Origin of the sequence: Gluconobacter sp. P5H9_a, assembly GCF_018812085.1 — a bacterium.
Lineage (GTDB): Bacteria > Pseudomonadota > Alphaproteobacteria > Acetobacterales > Acetobacteraceae > Gluconobacter.
Genome location: NZ_JACRVW010000013.1, coordinates 1 through 16,723, shown reverse-complemented (window position 1 = coordinate 16,723; position 16,723 = coordinate 1). Strand labels below are relative to the sequence as shown.

13 protein-coding genes and 1 pseudogene are annotated in these 16,723 nt (G+C 51.4%); 8 read left to right on the top strand and 6 right to left on the bottom strand.

The annotated features are described in order from the left end of the window. Positions 1-737: 737 nt before the first annotated feature. Positions 738-1,649 carry an AraC family transcriptional regulator gene (locus KP708_RS11720; RefSeq protein ID WP_010505566.1) on the bottom strand — a complete coding sequence of 304 codons (912 nt, stop codon included), beginning with the start codon at positions 1,647-1,649 and terminating at the stop codon, positions 738-740. Between the two features lie 95 nt (positions 1,650-1,744). Between KP708_RS11720 and KP708_RS11715 the strand changes: the two genes are divergently transcribed. Then, positions 1,745-2,572, top strand: coding sequence for an oxidoreductase (locus KP708_RS11715; protein ID WP_010505567.1), 828 nt, complete (start codon positions 1,745-1,747; stop codon positions 2,570-2,572). Between the two features lie 502 nt (positions 2,573-3,074). Here KP708_RS11715 and KP708_RS11710 read toward each other — a convergent pair. The 3 genes and pseudogenes from KP708_RS11710 to KP708_RS11700 form a co-directional block, all read right to left on the bottom strand. Further along, a complete protein-coding gene (locus tag KP708_RS11710) occupies positions 3,075-5,159 on the bottom strand; it encodes a UvrD-helicase domain-containing protein (RefSeq protein WP_010505568.1) in 2,085 nt (694 codons plus the stop codon). After that, positions 5,141-7,189, bottom strand: a complete 2,049-nt coding sequence (locus KP708_RS11705; protein WP_010505569.1) for an ATP-dependent endonuclease — start codon at positions 7,187-7,189, stop codon at positions 5,141-5,143. Before KP708_RS11705 ends, KP708_RS11710 begins: the two co-directional genes overlap by 19 nt. A 113-nt stretch (positions 7,190-7,302) precedes the next feature. After that, positions 7,303-7,414: pseudogene (locus KP708_RS11700) on the bottom strand (transposase); the annotation flags it as partial. Positions 7,415-7,623: 209 nt separating this feature from the next. On the opposite strand from KP708_RS11700, the gene KP708_RS15810 reads away from it, so the two are divergent. Next, complete coding sequence (locus KP708_RS15810) at positions 7,624-7,863, top strand: hypothetical protein (protein ID WP_226993320.1); 240 nt, start codon at positions 7,624-7,626, stop codon at positions 7,861-7,863. 247 nt (positions 7,864-8,110) lie between these two features. On the opposite strand, the gene KP708_RS11690 is transcribed toward KP708_RS15810, so the two are convergent. Further along, positions 8,111-8,530, bottom strand: coding sequence for an Lrp/AsnC family transcriptional regulator (locus tag KP708_RS11690; protein WP_010505571.1), 420 nt, complete (start codon positions 8,528-8,530; stop codon positions 8,111-8,113). Between the two features lie 125 nt (positions 8,531-8,655). Here KP708_RS11690 and KP708_RS11685 point away from each other — a divergent pair, with 125 nt between their 5' ends. From KP708_RS11685 to KP708_RS11660, 6 genes are all read left to right on the top strand, one after another. Further along, complete coding sequence (locus KP708_RS11685) at positions 8,656-9,672, top strand: ornithine cyclodeaminase (RefSeq protein ID WP_010505573.1); 1,017 nt, start codon at positions 8,656-8,658, stop codon at positions 9,670-9,672. A gap of 36 nt (positions 9,673-9,708) precedes the next feature. After that, positions 9,709-10,638: a citrulline utilization hydrolase CtlX gene (gene ctlX / locus KP708_RS11680; RefSeq protein WP_010505575.1), complete on the top strand. Its 930-nt coding sequence runs from the start codon at positions 9,709-9,711 to the stop codon at positions 10,636-10,638. Positions 10,639-11,028: 390 nt separating this feature from the next. Next, complete coding sequence (locus KP708_RS11675; protein ID WP_059431507.1) at positions 11,029-11,433, top strand: VOC family protein; 405 nt, start codon at positions 11,029-11,031, stop codon at positions 11,431-11,433. Between the two features lie 259 nt (positions 11,434-11,692). After that, positions 11,693-12,955: an MFS transporter gene (locus tag KP708_RS11670; RefSeq protein ID WP_010505540.1), complete on the top strand. Its 1,263-nt coding sequence runs from the start codon at positions 11,693-11,695 to the stop codon at positions 12,953-12,955. Beyond that, positions 12,952-14,205 (top strand): arsenic transporter, encoded by a 1,254-nt coding sequence (locus KP708_RS11665; protein WP_010505541.1) that lies wholly within the window; start codon positions 12,952-12,954, stop codon positions 14,203-14,205. Before KP708_RS11670 ends, KP708_RS11665 begins: the two co-directional genes overlap by 4 nt. 831 nt (positions 14,206-15,036) lie before the next feature. Next, complete coding sequence (locus KP708_RS11660) at positions 15,037-15,552, top strand: hypothetical protein (RefSeq protein ID WP_010505543.1); 516 nt, start codon at positions 15,037-15,039, stop codon at positions 15,550-15,552. A gap of 918 nt (positions 15,553-16,470) precedes the next feature. Here KP708_RS11660 and KP708_RS11655 read toward each other — a convergent pair. Then, a partial coding sequence (locus tag KP708_RS11655; protein WP_215757186.1) for an integrase core domain-containing protein occupies positions 16,471-16,723 on the bottom strand: 253 nt, incomplete at its 5' end.

The window sequence follows — 16,723 nt, the reverse complement described above, 5'->3', positions numbered from 1 at the left end:
AATGAAGTTGATCCCGTGCTTGATGACTATTCTAATCCTGCCAAGCAGTGCCGTCTCTCAGACACCCAAGCAGATTTCCTGTAACGCTCGTAGCTGCAATGGAACCTTGTTTGAGGTTTTCGACGCCATACGTACTGAAATGGAGAAACCTGCTCCCCGACTTGCGAATATTTTCTCACCTCCGCTCCAACAGAAGCTTCGGCACGGAGGTGAGATAGAGACCAGTATCCGCACACAGGATGCCTACATAATTCACGGAATCGAAGTACGTCCGTTCACACTTGGGCGGCATGGTATGGTTTATCTGCGCCTGAGTAGCCGCGATGAAGGCCGCTGCCTTGAAAGAGACAGCGTGAAAAAGTATTATAAATTTACTAATAAACATATTTTTATAGACACTGCCGATCCACCGCCCCCGCAAGGCTGGGGGTATAAGAAAAAGTATTCGTCAGCGACTATCTACGTTGGTTTTTCTGACGGGCCGGCCAACTGTGCGAACGGGCTATCTGTTCACTTGGGCGAGTAGTACTCACGTTTGCATCTTTAGATGTATTGTCCCTCATTCTCTGAGGTAACCTTTGCGGCGAGTTAACCGCCCCGGATTGGCGAATACTAATTGCGCCCAAGAAATTGCGTCGGCTTTGGAGAAGAAAAAGACCACTCATTTACGTCCGACTTGAGGCGGTTACTGCCTGTCAGCTAAGCAATCAGCCTATGGAGGGCGCAAAATTTTCGCGTCAAGCCTGTATCGGCTCCCCCAGATGTTCTCGCATCCATTTGGCCTCCTCACTTGGAGTGCGATGAAAATGGCGTTTGAAATCCCGGCTGAACTGGGCAGGACTGGCATAGCCGACTTCGGCGGCGATTGTTGCAAGTGTTCCCTGACGTCGTGCGATCATCAGCCTTGCTTCGTGCAGCCGCAGCGCTTTGAGATATTGGATCGGGGTGTTCCCGGTGAGGGACTTAAAGCCGACGTGATATGACGGAACGCTCATACCAGCTGTTACAGCGAGTTCCGAAACCGATAGCCCTTCTTTGTAGCGTTCGCGGATCAGCGTCAGACTCTGCACGATCCTGTCTGTCGTGCCATTACGACGCAACGCTGCCATCAGCGATCCGCCTTGTGGCCCGACCAGGATGCGGTAATGCAATTCACGCAATAGCCCCGGGCCGAGAATAGCGAGTTCCTGTGGGTGGTGGAGAGCATGGAGCAGGCGTTGGAGTACATCCGTCATGGTGGGTGCCATTCGACTTGAAACCAGACTTCGTGCCGGCATTTTTTCGTCATGACCGGCTTGTCCATTCAGTGTGGTCGCTATTTCAGCAGCAAGATGCAGGTCAAAATCAAAGTAAATGGCGAGCAGAGGCTGATCAGGGCTAGCCTGCGAAGCCATCCGGAAAGGCACAGGGACCGAAACGGCAAGATAATGCTCGGCATCATATCGGTAGATCTCGCCATTGAGGAAACCCTGCTTGAACCCCTGCAGGACGAAAACCGCCCCAGGCCGATAAAGGACCGGAACATCTTCAAGAATAGTCTCGGAACGCAGGATACGGACATTCGGCAGAGACGTGGCGTTATAGCCAGATCGCGGTGCGAGTTCCGCAGCCAAGGCGAGGAGCGAAGAGGTATCTGATTGATAATTCATAGGATCAGGCAAGGATATTAGAGAAATCGCAGTATAGCGCTGGATAATACGCTATTATTGGTCAAGGTATGAACGAAATCCAGTCGAGCAGAGCCATGCCACAGAAAACCTTCTTTATCACGGGTGCCAATTCGGGATTTGGTTTGGCGATTGCCCAGGCTGCCCTTGAGGCAGGTCATCGGGTGATTGGTACAGTCCGATCGCAAACCGCAAGAGCGTCCTTGCTGGAGCAACTGCCGGATGTTCGCGTGGTCCTGTGTGACGTCACTGACTTCGACCGTATCCCCGCCATCGTCGCACAGGCAGAGCAAGGCCATGGTCCGGTTGACGTACTCATCAACAATGCCGGTTATGGGCATGAAGGGGTTCTGGAGGAATCTCCTCTCGAAGAAATGCGCCGCCAGTTCGACGTCAATGTCTTCGGAGCTGTTGTGATTGCTAAAGCCTTCCTGCCGCGTTTTCGCGAACGCCGCAGCGGGTTTATTGTGAACGTGACATCAATGGGTGGTCTGATCACAATGCCGGGCCTGGCGTCTTACTGTGGCAGCAAATTCGCTTTGCAGGGCATTTCGGACGTCATGCGCGCGGAAATGGCGCCTTTCGGCGTTCATGTTACGGCGCTATGCCCTGGATCATTCCGCACGGACTGGGCCGGGCGTTCAATGGTCAGGACCGAGCGCTCGATCGGGGACTACGATACCCTGTTCGACCCGATCCGGACTGCACGACACGAGAAGAACGGTAAGCAGTTGGGTGATCCTGCAAGACTTGCCGCGGCAGTGCTTCAACTCCTTGCGTCAGACACACCTCCACCGCAACTCCTTCTGGGCAGCGATGCTCTGCGCCTGGTTCGTGAACGTCTTTCTCGTCTGGAAAAGGAAATCGCGGACTGGGAGGAATTAACTCGATCAACAGACGGATAATATTTCCGATATACTGTGGCAGCTGTTAGAAGATGAATTTTCTGAGCCAAATGTCGGCTATGTAGGCGACTGCTGCCTGTCTGCTCCTGCATCACTAAGCAGACAGGTAGATCAGGGGGACGAACGGAATGTCCGCTGGCGGACGTAGGTGAGTAAGAAGCTGCCATTCACATGCATGGTGCTTGGGACCCCTATGCGCCCATTTCGGTCATTCAAAGCTACTGATGCAGGTCCTGAAAGCGGGCATACTTCCTTTGCCCCCCTTGTTCCGAGTTAAGATTAAAATTGGAAATTTCCAGCTCAGAACGACAATTTTTGTGGAGGCACGTCAGAAGGTCTTATGAAAGCTACAATTAGCTTAAAACCACATTTAGAATGACTATTGTAGAGTTGAATTACAAAGTATCTAAACTTCGGGTTCAGTGCAGTAACCGAAAGGCTCCGCACTTAACCGGTAGAAACATGGGTCTCAGGTTGGTGGATAGAGCGGAAACCACCCTAACTAACTCAATCCTGACTTCACTTGAATGGCATCTGGAAAATATGGGGATATACGGTCCATCTCTGCCTGATCATTCATTAATCTGACGCACACCAAGTTCTTTTTCGTCCGGGAGGCGGCCACGTATAGAAGCTTTCGCGACGCAATATCCCTTTTCGTAGATGGGGCCTCATCCATAAAACAATTCACAAAATCGTATTCCGTCGTCCATCCGTACTCGTCTATTACGAGCAGAACGTTCTCTATCCCAGTCCCTTTCGTCTTATGCATCGTGGCGAAACCGCCATCATTTTCCTCATAGTCATAGAACGACAATACTTCATCAAAGCGAAGTTCGTCTGAAAACAATGCGGTGAAGAATGTCTTTTGCTTGAGTTCGTTGACTCGGTCGTCGTATTCGGTCTCAATTAAATCGGAATCCAGGTTCTCTTTCGGCGTAGTGTTAATTTCCTTGAGCATCTGCGGTTTAGTTCGGTAGCCACTGCTATGTAGCGCTTCAAAAGCCTCGAATACGGGATCACCCTTAAGACGTACCAACAGCTTGTCACGGAGCATTAAGAAAGCTGCGTGGCTTTCTGAAATTCTGATCAACCCAACTTTCGCTGCAAATTCCAACGCCTTGTGAACGGAAAGGTCCCTAGCTGTGAATGCACGTAGCATCTCGTCCAGCTTGGTTTTGTCAGAGACCGAGGAAATCGAAAATCCGCGCTTTCGAAGAGCGGTGATCAAGCGATTGTATGAGCGCCTGTCCCCAGGCAGGCTCTGATGCAATCTCGTCAAACTGACTATTTCATCAAATTGCAATCTATCGAGCGTTTTGCGCATTCGGTCTCTAGGCTCCGAGTACCGATCGTCAAATATCTGATAGAGCTGTCCGAAACCCACATCGTTGGCAATCGATTTGTTCGTGAGTTTTAACTGGACGTAGCCCGGAAAGTCTTGGCTTACCCTTCCAACTAGATCATCGAGCGCTTCACGAACCAACGCGGAATTAGTTTTCCGATCTTGTAGTCTATCGCCCGTGTCTACTTTATCTGGAGCGAAATCATACAGCAGAGTTACGCCGCCCTCGCGGCTCTCAGGGGTTTCAATCGTTCCGTCATCGAGCGTTTTTAGAGCTACCTCTTGCTTCAATCCGTCTGTGCGAAATTGATTAGCGAAGGTTATGACCTGCTGGGAGCAACGGTAATTGTCGTCCTTCTCCACAAGAACGACTTCCTTCGCATCAATGTGCTCTCGAGCATTCCCTATGCCGTCTGAGTAAATTGCTTGCTCGGAATCTCCAAACAAGCCAATGATTGTTCTTGATGGCTTGGGTAGGCAGCGGAGCAAAACGCGAATAACATCCGCGTTCGTATCCTGATACTCATCAATGAAGATACAATCATACCGGTCCGAAACAATTTTGCCTAATACCGGGAACTCGTCGAACATCTTGCAGGCAATAGCGATCAAGCCGTCATGCCCGAATGATGGTTCATTGAAGTTGTCAAATTTCGTTTCATTGTAAAAGAATTCATCGGCTTTTCGAGATGACAGTTTGGCGCGTATTTCTTGGTTCAGCTCACCGATCAATTGGTTCATCTGCGCAATACACGCCTCCGGGGCCTTATCGTAATCCCGCTTCCCGGTTACCTTCGGAGTTAATTCGCCAAGAACTGTTTGGCGGCGGATCTCCAATTTCTCGTAGGCCTTCTTATAACGCCCATGTTCCTCAGACTTTCTAAGCTTTTCGTCTCCGCCATAGTGTTCATCCCCCAAGCCAATAAAAAAGGAGAGCTCGAACAAAGTTGGAAAAACATACTGAATGTTTCGCTTGTATGGCGAGATTATTCCGCCCAGAAACGAGTGGATGGTTGAGACTTTAATATCAGCCGAAATACGCTCGGCCATCTCGTCGGCAGCTTTATTCGTATGCGTTATGCATGCAATTTTGAGCTTCTGATCGACAGAGAGCACTTTTTGGACAACTCTTTTCAGGCTCTCGGTTTTGCCGCTTCCCGCGCCGCCCTGAAGGATAAAATTCTCACCATCGAGAACGAGTTTCGCAATCCGATCTACCGGATTCAATTTCTGTGAATCCATTTCAGACCATCCATTATATATTCGGGAGTTTCCCAGGTTTCGCCTTCAACCAACGCTACATATAGAAGCGATCCCGCGAAATCAGATTTCTTACTTAGAATTCTTTCGGTGAGAGCGTAATAATCGCTCCCATCAAAACTCTCGATGTCCTGGACGTTTTTGAGTCCTTCCAAGTCATCTTTTTTATTTTTTATTTTCTCAAAGTTCTTTGCGATGAAGGCGTCTTCGAAGCTTCTTGCGTGATAGTCGTTCTCTTCCATTTGGTAGGCAAGCTTGATTTGCCCGTCATTGGATGCAACTTCGCCACTCAGCAGACGCTTGTGCCATTTTTGGTAATCCTCGACGTTGTCAATGGCCGGTGCCGAAAGGAAGTGTTTGAGAGTCTCATTCGAAGTGTGCGTGGAGCCTTCGACTTTATGCGCTTGATAGCTCGGTTTACCGGTCTTTTCATTGGGTATGGGTTTGGTCGTGTCGATATCTGTAATGATTAGAGTACGGACACCGATGAACTTAAGGAATGGTGCGAACGCTCGCGCGTTCGCACCAACCTCCAGCACCGAGATGTTCTGAGAAGACAGGCCACCTGTCTCGGCCGCCTCGTCGTTCTCTTTATCGTGCCTCTCAATAAACAATGGTAGGAGAATGCGTTCAGTTGTACCCTCGATGAAAATTGCCTTATTGGCAAAAAACAGCTCTGCCGAATTTATGGTAAGATACTGCTTCAAAAACTTGAAAAGCGCTTTTCCGTCTGCACCAAGCTTATCGTATTCCTTGCTGAGATCGGTGTGGAAATTCTTGATAGAGACCGGTCCTGTGGCAGACAATCTCGATAAATAACGAATGTCCTCGAAGTCAGATTTCGATACGATATGAGAGGAATGCGTAGTTACGAGAGCCTGTAGGCTAGGTATGGCTGATACAAGGCCATGGATTTTGTCTGCAAACACATATTGCATCTGCGGATGCGTGTGAGCCTCGGGTTCCTCAATCAACAGAAGGTTCAACGGCGCATTCCGCCTTGAAAAGTCGTCGCGGCAAAGTTCGATTTGCAGGAGCAGATACAGGATATTCAGATAGCCAAGACCGCTATAGTGCTCTGGAAGAAAGTTATCTGTGTCGCCATAGATGACCTGCGATGAACTCTCGATAAGAGACTGCGACTGGATGTTGGAGACCACTTTCAAGTCGCCGAGGTCTAGAAAATCGCGCGAATTTTTTAGAAAACTACCGAAAACCTCTGCATACTGCTCGCCCAGTCGCGTGTCGATATCAGCTAAAATTGATCTAAGCTTTTCTATGCTCCCAGCACCCGGCTTATCTGCGCTGGCGTCCTCTTCGCTCAATTCATCAGCATCTGCCTCAATATCTCGCTTACGGAAGAACTTGGTTGATATGGCAGAAAGCGGCTTTGAACCGCGCCCGGCATCCTCTGAGCTTGCAACGTTGCGACGGGCGTGAATGACTTGGAAATTTAGGAGGGCACGAAGGCTGGTGCGCTCCTTCTCCTCAAGCTGATTACGGTGAGACATGTAGTACGCTTGTTCACCGACATGTCCGTAATCGTCAAATGCATAAACTTTTACGTCGAGAAATTTTCCTGAGAGGTTATTTTCGATGAACTTCTTGCGTTCTTTTTCGTCTGCGGGAAGAACACGAAGAAGCTTTTTCTTATCAATGGTGCACTCGAGGAGGATGCTCGTGTGCCGCCTTTCTGGATCGAGGTCCAGCATAAACTCGGATAGAATTCCGAGATCATCTGCCTCGGTATAGGAAATTCTAAGAACCATTCTTATCGCGAGTTCTTCGATGTTCGTCTCAGCGTTTATTTTGAAAATGGCTTCGCGCAGACTTAGTGGGAAATCGGTGAATGAAAACGTGTCCGGTCGTTCGAGAAATTTTTCGAGCAATACGGCGAATGATGTCTTGCCCGTATTGTTCTTTCCTACGAGCAAAGTCGTTTTTTCTCGCATATCAATGCAGCATTCCTGCAATAATCGGAAATTTTCAATTTTAATCTGCTCAATATGCATGTCTTTATCGCATTTTTATTTACAGAGGTGTTTGAAAATATTTGAATTGACTGAGGGTAGCACCCAGTTGCCACCGGCGCAAATCCGCGTCATAGCCCCGGTCGGCAAGCATGCAGGCTGCTCAGCACGCGCCGGTTATCGACCCGCGGCCTGCTATGTCTCTTGGGGAAAGAACGGCTGCAGCCGCGCCATCTGCTCGTTGGTCAGCCAAGAAAGATTGCTCATTATGCCTCATCCGGTTAGGAGCCTGAATCAGGAATGGAACAGCACCCGCAAGCTGATTAATGGGTCCTGAGCCTACTCGGTCTGTCGAACACCTATACCAGTTTCATAGGCCTTCACATGATTCTGCACGCGATCTGGAGTTGAAAAAGCCTGTTTGTTGTTCGAAAAACCGTCAGTCCACTCCCGGCCCAACTCAGACGTGAGAGATCGTGTTGCTTATGTCTGCTATGCTGACGCTGTTCAGAACACCGTATTTCCGCAAAGAGGGCGGAAGCCGCAGGACCGGTTTCGCCTCCATCTCAGACGTCAAAATCGTACTTCCGGGTTCCGGAAAGCTGACATGGCCGAACGACGTGCAAACTATGGTCTTCACCAACCCCGGCGTGGTTCAGCCCCCCGACGAGGGGGTTTGTGCAGTCGATCAGGACCCGGCCATTCCAGAGCGGTAGATCGTTGAGCGCATGCGCCACGTCCGACCATGGGACGGCAATCAGCACAATGGCCGACGACGTGGCCTCCTGTAGGGAAACGGCGTGAACTTTGCGTCCGAGTTCTCAGCCTTTATCGGCGATGAGTGATGGACCGCGTCGGCTTACGATTAGCATCTGTGCAATAAAGCGATATCTCACCGAAAACATGTCCGCAATCCAAATTGCCGCAAGGTTCATTTTCTATCTCAAAGAACGAGTTCTAATCCTAAATGGAACTGAGCATTAAACTGGTCTCTGAATTGAGAATACCATCGGTCATACGAACTTCCCTCAGAACACGATCAAAATTCTGAAGGGTATCTGTCCGAATTTCCGCAATAAGATCCCAGGCACCATTCGTTGTGTGAAGCGTATAGAGCTCCGGAATGGACCGCAGGGCGCGGATCACTGAGGTGGTCGATTTTCCTGCAACCTCAATCAGCATAATGGCCCTGATGTCGTCGTGATGTTCACGCGCTCGAACGGTAAACCCTAAAATGGAGCCATTTTCCAACAGGCGATCCAGCCGCGCCTGAACAGTCGCGCGTGATACGCCGATGATGGATGCAAGCTTGGCGACAGGTGCCCGTCCATCCTCACGCAGAATGGAGATAAGGGTACGATCAAGGTCGTCAAAAATATACATACGTTATTATGCCATATACTATCGAGCAATATGACTGATTTTTTTCATGTTTTATAACATATTGATCATGTTCACCAGCATATCGTGAAGGCACCATTATCCCACAGCAGAAAGCAGGAGAGATCATGGTCCAGTATGTCGGCGTCGAAAACCTTATCCAGCTGATACGTTCGGTTGGGGTAGAAACATTTCTGACGGAACTGGCCACTTATGTCGAAGAAGACTTCTGCCGTTGGCCGGAATTCGACAAGACGCCGCGCGTGGCGAGCCATTCCCGCGATGGTGTGATTGAACTGATGCCAACGGCTGATGATGCGCTCTACAGCTTCAAGTATGTTAACGGTCATCCCAGGAATACGCGCAAAGGCCTCCAGACCGTTACGGCATTCGGTGTGCTGTCAGATGTGCAGTCCGGCTATCCGCTCATGCTTTCTGAAATGACCTTGCTCACCGCTCTGCGAACGGCCGCGACGTCTGCAGTGGCGGCTCGCTGCCTGGCCCGGCCCAACAGCCGGGTGATGGCCATCATCGGTCTCGGCGCTCAGTCTGAATTTCAGGCGACGGCCTTCAAGGCGCTGTGCGGCATTACGCATCTCAGAGTTTACGATGTGGAGTCTGCCGCCTCGGAAAAATTCTGTCGGAACATGCAGGCCAGTGGGCTCGACATCACGGTCGCAAGCAGCAGTCAGGATGCCGTAGCGGGCGCTGATATCATCACGACCGTGACTGCTGACAAACTGAAGGCCACGATCCTGTCTGACAACATGATCGGTGCGGGTGTTCACATCAATGCCGTCGGTGGTGACTGCCCCGGAAAGACCGAGTTGCAGGCGGCGCTTCTGAACCGTGGACGCGTTTTCGTGGAATATCCGGAGCAGACCCGCATTGAAGGCGAAATCCAGCAGATGCCGGAAGATTTTCCCGTGACGGAACTCTGGCAGGTCATGACCGGGGAAGTTCAGGGTCGCCGCTCCGAACAGGACATCACGATCTTTGATTCGGTGGGTTTCGCCACGGAGGATTTCTCTGCGCTGCGTTACCTTAGAGACAAAATTCTGGGCACAGATTTTTATACAGAAATCGATCTTGTGGCCGAGCCGGAAGACCCTCGTAATCTCTTTGGGCTTCTCAATCAGGTCTGAACCAGTCATTCCAGAGCATTTCAGGGGAATATTCTCATGACGTCCTTCTCAGTTCAGGCCCCGAGAGCGGTGGTCATGATCCGACCGCACCATTTCCATCCCAATCCGGAAACGGAACAGGATAACGTCTTTCAGACGCGGGACGGGACGCGTACGACTGCAGAAATCGCGGCACAGGCGCATGCCGAAGTCACCCGTGCGGCAGAAGCTCTGGAACAGGTTGGTGTGAAGGTCCATCTGTTCGAAGACGAAACCAAGGAAACGCCGGATTCCGTCTTTCCCAATAACTGGTTTTCCACTCACGCTGGTGGCCATATTGCAATTTACCCAATGTTCTCTCCAAACCGCCGCCGTGAGCGGCGCGGAGATGTCATCGAAATGCTCAAACACGAATACCGCGTTCAGGATGTCATTGATTATTCCGGACTGGAGCAGGACGGCCTGTCTCTCGAAGGGACCGGGGCCATGGTCCTCGACCATATCAGCCGCATTGCCTATGCAGCTAAATCCAACCGGACCAACGAAGTCGCCATGGAGCGCTTCTGCACCCATTTCAACTTTGAACCGATTGTTTTTGATGCGGCAGATGAGGTCGGGCGCCTCATCTATCATACAAATGTGCTGATGTGTGTGGGCACCAGCTTTGCAATGATCAGCCTGGAGACAATCAGCAACCTGCACCGTCGTCAGGAAGTGCGAAAAAGACTGACCGAAAATGGTCGTGAAATCATTGATCTGTCCTTTAACCAAATCAATGACTTTGCAGGAAATGCTCTAGAGCTTTCAGGATCTCAGGGGCGCGTTCTGGCCTTGTCGCGACGCGCCCTCAAGGCGCTGCGGCCAGAGCAGATCCGGATCATCGAACGCTCGGCAACGCTTTTGTCGCTGGATGTCCCAACCATCGAACTGGCCGGCGGCTCCGTTCGCTGCATGATGGCAGGAGTTCATTTGACACCGCGCCTCTGAATGCCGATTTTTGGAACATATATTTGATTAGCAGACATGCCGCTTCCCCCCCTGATCTGCCTGTCCGCTCAGTTATATAGGAGCAGACAGGCGGCAGTCGCCTCATGTCGGTCATTTCTGTTGTCCAGTGGGCGTCTCATAAGCAGACATAACTGAAGATGTCGCTTGACCGCTGCTGCTGGTGTCAGCAAAGTCGTTTTTGCCTAAAAAGACAGCGATGCAGGTATGGTGACAACCTGTGGTCTCTCTGGAGAGACAGTCACGCTTGAGCGAATAAACCCGTTCTTGGCCATGGCCGGACACGACGAGGATAGGTCTCGCCCGTGGTCGGTCGTCTTTGTCCAGATTGCGATCGGCTCGTGTCCGTCTCACCAACGGAAAGACACAGTCATGAAGCTGAACCATATCAACCTCTACAGCCACGATACTGAAGCTGATCGCACAATGTTCGAACAGTATTTCGGCCTACGCACTCTCGTTGTCCGTGGGATCAAAATGGCCGTCCTGCAGGACAATGATGGGCTGGTGCTGATCGTTAATCATTTCGACAACAAGCTCGAAGGCTTCGATTATCCCAGGCAATTCGACATCCTGCACATTGGTTTCATCCAGAAGTCCCGCGAAGACGTCGATGCTATCTATGAGCGCCTAAGCGCCGATGGCTGGGAGGTGCAGGCTCCACGCAACGCACATGGCGCGTGGTCTTTCTATTTTAAAGCGAAAGGTGGCTATTTTATTGAGGTGACGACATTAACGCCGGTTCGCCCCGAAGAAGCGTATCAGGGAACTCTATGATAATGCTTGGCACGAGAGGCTGAGCAAACTGAACTGCCCGTCTGATTTACACTGCGAAAAATATTAGCATACTTGTCCATGATATTAAATAACAAATAAATATTTTCATAAATAGGTCACTTTTGTGTTAAAAATACTTATCAGGATGGATAAACGGCAACGAATATTACAATAAACTCCCAAGAAAGCAGTGGAAAATAATTTTGTAACTTATTCTCTCGAACGCAGTTAAGGCTTGCTTCTGAACGAAGAGAACGTGATGACCCCGCCTCGTACTGCCACAGTCGTTACTGATGAAACCCCAGCTATTCCAGGGTTCAATCGTGCCTTGCTCGCCTTATGCGCTCTCAATTTCTTCATGGCAGACGTCCAGGCGGGGATAGGGCCCTTTCTGGGCGTTTTTCTTCAGCGTCACGGCTGGCAGACGGGTCCAATCGGTACGGTGATGACCGTCGGCGGCATTGCCGGAATGCTTGCCACCATTCCTGCGGGCGCACTGATTGATTACACGACGAAAAAGCGGTTGCTCGTGATTGTGGCCGCACTCTGCACGATTTCTGCCTCTCTTCTTCTCCTGAGTTCGCAATCCGTAGCCGTTGTGACAGTCAGTCAGCTTGCAACAGCTCTGGCGGGCGCCGGAATCGGGCCGGTCATGGCGGGAATAACGCTTGGGATCGTGCGCCAGAAAGGCTTTAACACMCAGATCGGCCATAACCAGGCCTGGAATCATGCCGGCAATATGGCCGGGGCCGGACTGTCCGGCTGGCTGGGTTGGCAGTTTGGCCTCTCAGCGATTTTCTTTCTAGAAGTCGCCTTCGGACTGTTCGCCATTTCTGCTGTGCTCATGATCCCGGAAAAATCCATCGATCATAAGGCTGCCCGCGGACTGGACGATAAACCCGCTCATGATGAGGGGAAAACCGAGGGATTACGATCCTTTCTGCGACACAAGCCTCTTCTCATTCTTGCGAGTTGTCTGTGTTTCTTCCATCTCGGAAACGCTGCGATGCTCCCGCTGTACGGCATGGCGGTCGTCAGCGCAGGCAGAGGTAATCCAGCCATGTTTACGGCGATGACCGTGATGGTCGCACAGGCTGTGATGATCGTCGTGAGCCTGCTGGCCATACGCTTCGTCAGGGACCGTGGTTACTGGATCGTTCTGCTGATATCGTTTTCCGCCCTGCCGCTGCGTGGTTTGATCGCGGGAAGTTTCATCCAGCATTGGGGAGTGTGGCCGGTGCAGATCCTCGATGGGATCGGTGCGGGGCTTCAGAGTGTCGCCGTGCCGGGTCTGGTGGCCAGACTGCTGAACGGAACCGGGCGGATCAATATCGGACAGGGTGTCGTCATGACGGCACAGGGCATTGGAGCAAGCCTGTCCCCGGCTATGGGAGGATGGCTTGCCGAAGATCTGGGATATCCGGTGGCGTTTTATAGTCTGGGCTGTTTTGCGATCTTGTCACTGGGGCTCTGGATAGGCTCGGCATCGACCATGCGATCTGCCGATCAGGTGTCGGCATGACCTTTCACCAAGAGGCGATCTGGACGATCGCTGTTCTGGCGACGGCCGGTGTTATTCTCAGACCGTTCCGGACCCCGGAGTGGGTATGGGCCGTCATGGGGGCCGCAGCCCTTGTGCTGACGGGGCTGATTCCTCTGACCATGGCGGAGGCCGGCCTTCTGAAAGGCGCCGACGTTTATCTGTTTTTGATCGGCATGATGCTGCTCAGTGAAACGGCACGTGCAAACGGGCTGTTCGACTGGATTGCGACCTGGGCCGTCAATCATGCCGCAGGTTCAACGGCAAAGCTGTTCACACTGGTCTATCTGGCTGGTGTCGTGGTGACGACGTTCATGTCCAACGATGCGACGGCTGTTGTGCTGACACCGGCCGTGTTCGCAGCGGCAAAGAAAGCAAAAGCTGATCCCCTTCCGCTGTTGTTTGCCTGCGCACTCGTCGCCAATGCGGCAAGCTTTGTCCTGCCTGTCTCCAATCCGGCGAACCTGGTTCTGTATGACGGCGCACTCCCCGCGTTGGGATCATGGATGAGGTCATTCGCGCTCCCGTCACTCCTGGCGATCATGACGACCTATCTGGTTTTGCGCCTTATGGAGCGGGTACATCTGCGTCAGGACTGCGCCTCTCAGGTTGAAACCATTTCGTTAACACTGGGCGGCAAGGCGGCTTTTGTCGGCATCGCGCTAACCGCGTTCCTGCTTGTGACGGTGTCCGCTTTTGATCTGCCTCTCGGTTTGCCAACAGCGCTCGCCGGTATTGGGACAGCATTGGGCGTATCGACCCTGGCAAGACGATCGCCGATTGCGCTCATGCGGGATATTTCATGGGGCGTTCTCCCGCTGGTTGGCGGCCTGTTTGTTCTGGTGGCCGCCGTCGAAAGTACGGGAGTGGTAGGGGGGCTTGCCCACCTGCTTCAGAACGCCGCCAAAAGCGATCCTGTCACTGCCGCCTGGGGGGCTGGCGCTTTTTTGGCCTTTATCTCCAACATCATGAACAACCTACCTGCCGGATTAATTGCCAGTGAGACAGTGGCGCAGGCGCATGTCCCGCGACTGGTGATTGATAACCTGTTGATCGGCGTGGATCTTGGCCCAAACCTTTCCGTAACGGGATCTCTGGCCACAATTCTCTGGTTGCAGGTGATCCGTCGAGAAGGCGAAGAGGTCGGGATTTTACAATTTCTCAGGGTTGGTGCCGTGGCAATGCCCGTTGCGCTCTTCACGGCTCTCGGTGTCCGGCTTTTAATCGGGTAAACGGATCAGACGATACTCGCAGCCAGTTGGCAGTCTCAGAGTAGTCCGTGGATCAAGGTTTATTTTCCGACGAACTCTGCTCCACGGAAAGCGTGGCTGCAGAGGTTTCGCTGAGTTCGGATGCACTACCGTCAGTTTTTCTCCACTATATTGCCGATAGCGGACCTACCGCTTTCCCCCCAAAGCTGCCAGTTTTTTTAGGTCTCTTAGGCGAGCCGGCTGCAGTTGTCTTTATACCGTTATTTACGATTGGATGTTGGGATTTAAGTGCGACGTCATGAGTTCACAAATTCTGTGAGGCCAGAATTTTCTGTACCTCCCCTCTCCTCACTTGGCCGCTCATAATCTGCAATCCAGGATTTCTTCGGGCTCAAATATCAGTTTTGCTTCTTATGAGCGTTAACCTATGTCCGTAAAGCTACTAGCATTATCGGACATAGGGCACGGAGAACTAAAAAGGACGAGAAAAGGTCTTTCGAGACATGGTCCACGGACGCTCATGCACGAACACAGTCTGCTTGCGGAAAGGGAGTCTGATTGCCTCTGGCTCGCGACTGACTTGGGGGGTAGCCGGAAGGTCTGGTTTCGGCCGGAAAAGGTAACAAGCGGAAATTTACGGCGTGCACTTTCATGACAGCTATCGACCCGTTGCCCTCGTTCCGACGCACCCGGGCCGATCCTAGCAGTCCACCGACGGTTTGCGCGCCGTTCGTTAATCCATTACGTCATGGAATGCGCAGTAGTAGGCATTGGCAGTCCCCTCCTTCGGCTTAGGCTTGACCCTTATCACCAGTGCTGGGGCGCATTTCGCTCCACAGACAGAGAAAGCACATGTCAGACGCAATCCGCACTTACAGCACCGCGAAGGGCTACGTTCAATCAGCATACCTGATCATGACGAACCCTAGCCGCTTCCAAGTTCCGGACGATACGACCTTCATTCTCTCGTACCATATGCTGCTCGGCTTTGCTGTTGAGTTGTACCTGAAGGCATATCTGACTAATACCGGCCACACCGAGGCCGAGCTTCGCAGTGGCGCTGTGAGGCATAATCTAAAGAAGCTGCTTGAGCTCAGTGAGGCCGACAGCTTCTCTCTACCGGCTGCCACAAAACTGGTCGATTACCTTAACGACCAGCACAGCAGCTTTGAATATCGCTATATGAAACCCGACAGCTTGTACTGCCTCCGCGACCAAGCGGACGTGTTTACCGAACTCGATAACCTAGATGCATATGTAGATAGGGAGATCGGCGCGTCGGTCTCAAAGGAGAAAACGCCATCGAGCGGTGGGTGGGTTGTGCCGGACGGCTACAACGTTTGGCGTATTCCGCCCAGGACCGTCTAACTCTCGGGGAGTGCATAAGGTCGGCTAAGGAGAAGACAGCTCACTATCAGTGTGTGTTACTATGTGGCTGCGTTTGATATATAAATTGAATGTGGTTTAATGTATTATTTTCTTATTTCGGAAGACAAATATAACAATGACAAAAATAATTCTTATAAAAGGATCGACAAACTCTCATAAGACTGGATCGGCCCGAGAATTTGCGTCAAGTTATCTAACGAGTTTTACTTACATCGGATATTCCCCCACAACTCCAACCGGAGGTTTATCGGGAATTCCGGCGACGGGCGATTTTGTCGCGGTAGGGACCTACACCAAAAATGGTATCGCGTATACCGTGGGCGTTGCAAGCGCTGGTGATACCGGCACATTAATCGACACAAATGTAGCATATTTCGGATCATTGCCCAACTTAGATATCATTGTGACTTGCTCGAAATCGTCCGGAACATCGGTCGATAGAATATTGCATCATATTTATGATCCGACAGGGACTTTTTATGGCTCTTTATTGCACGTAACCAGTACCTTTAAGTTCGCAGCAGGAAGTCCTAATATTGTCATTGATCAAACTCGTGTCGTAAATGATATAATTCAATTAATTTAAACCAAAATTATAGAATAACGGTGCTTTCCGTCGATCGTCGGGGAGACGGTTTAACTTACGCTTTTGCACGTAGTTTAAGGGCTGCCGATGACTGAAATGTAGACGGAAGCAGCAGACCCGCTTACGCCTCATGTCCGACGCTCTAGCTCGCTGGAGGCTGTCTCAGAAGCAGACTTTCGTTTGCGCCCGGCCACCCAGCGTCGCTGCGACAATCATAAAATAGTTCGGGGTATAGGCGAGCACCGCACGCATTACTTTTTCCTGCCGCGAGGAGGCGCACATCCTGCTGTGATCTGTTACGTTTCCTGACGCTAGGTGTTTAGTCCCGGGATTTGATGGGTTGGATTGATGATGAATCTTTCTGGCTCTGAAGTCCAGATTTTGCAGACGTATTCGTAAGGTGTGAGACCGTTCAGGGTCTTGAGCCTTCGCCCGAAATTATAGGCTGCCATGAAGTCGTTGAGGTGTGTCCTCAACTGCTCATGACTGTCGTAATGGAAGCGTTTGACGGTTGCTTCCTTGATTGTCCGGTTCATCCGCTCAACCTGACCGTTCGTCCAGGGA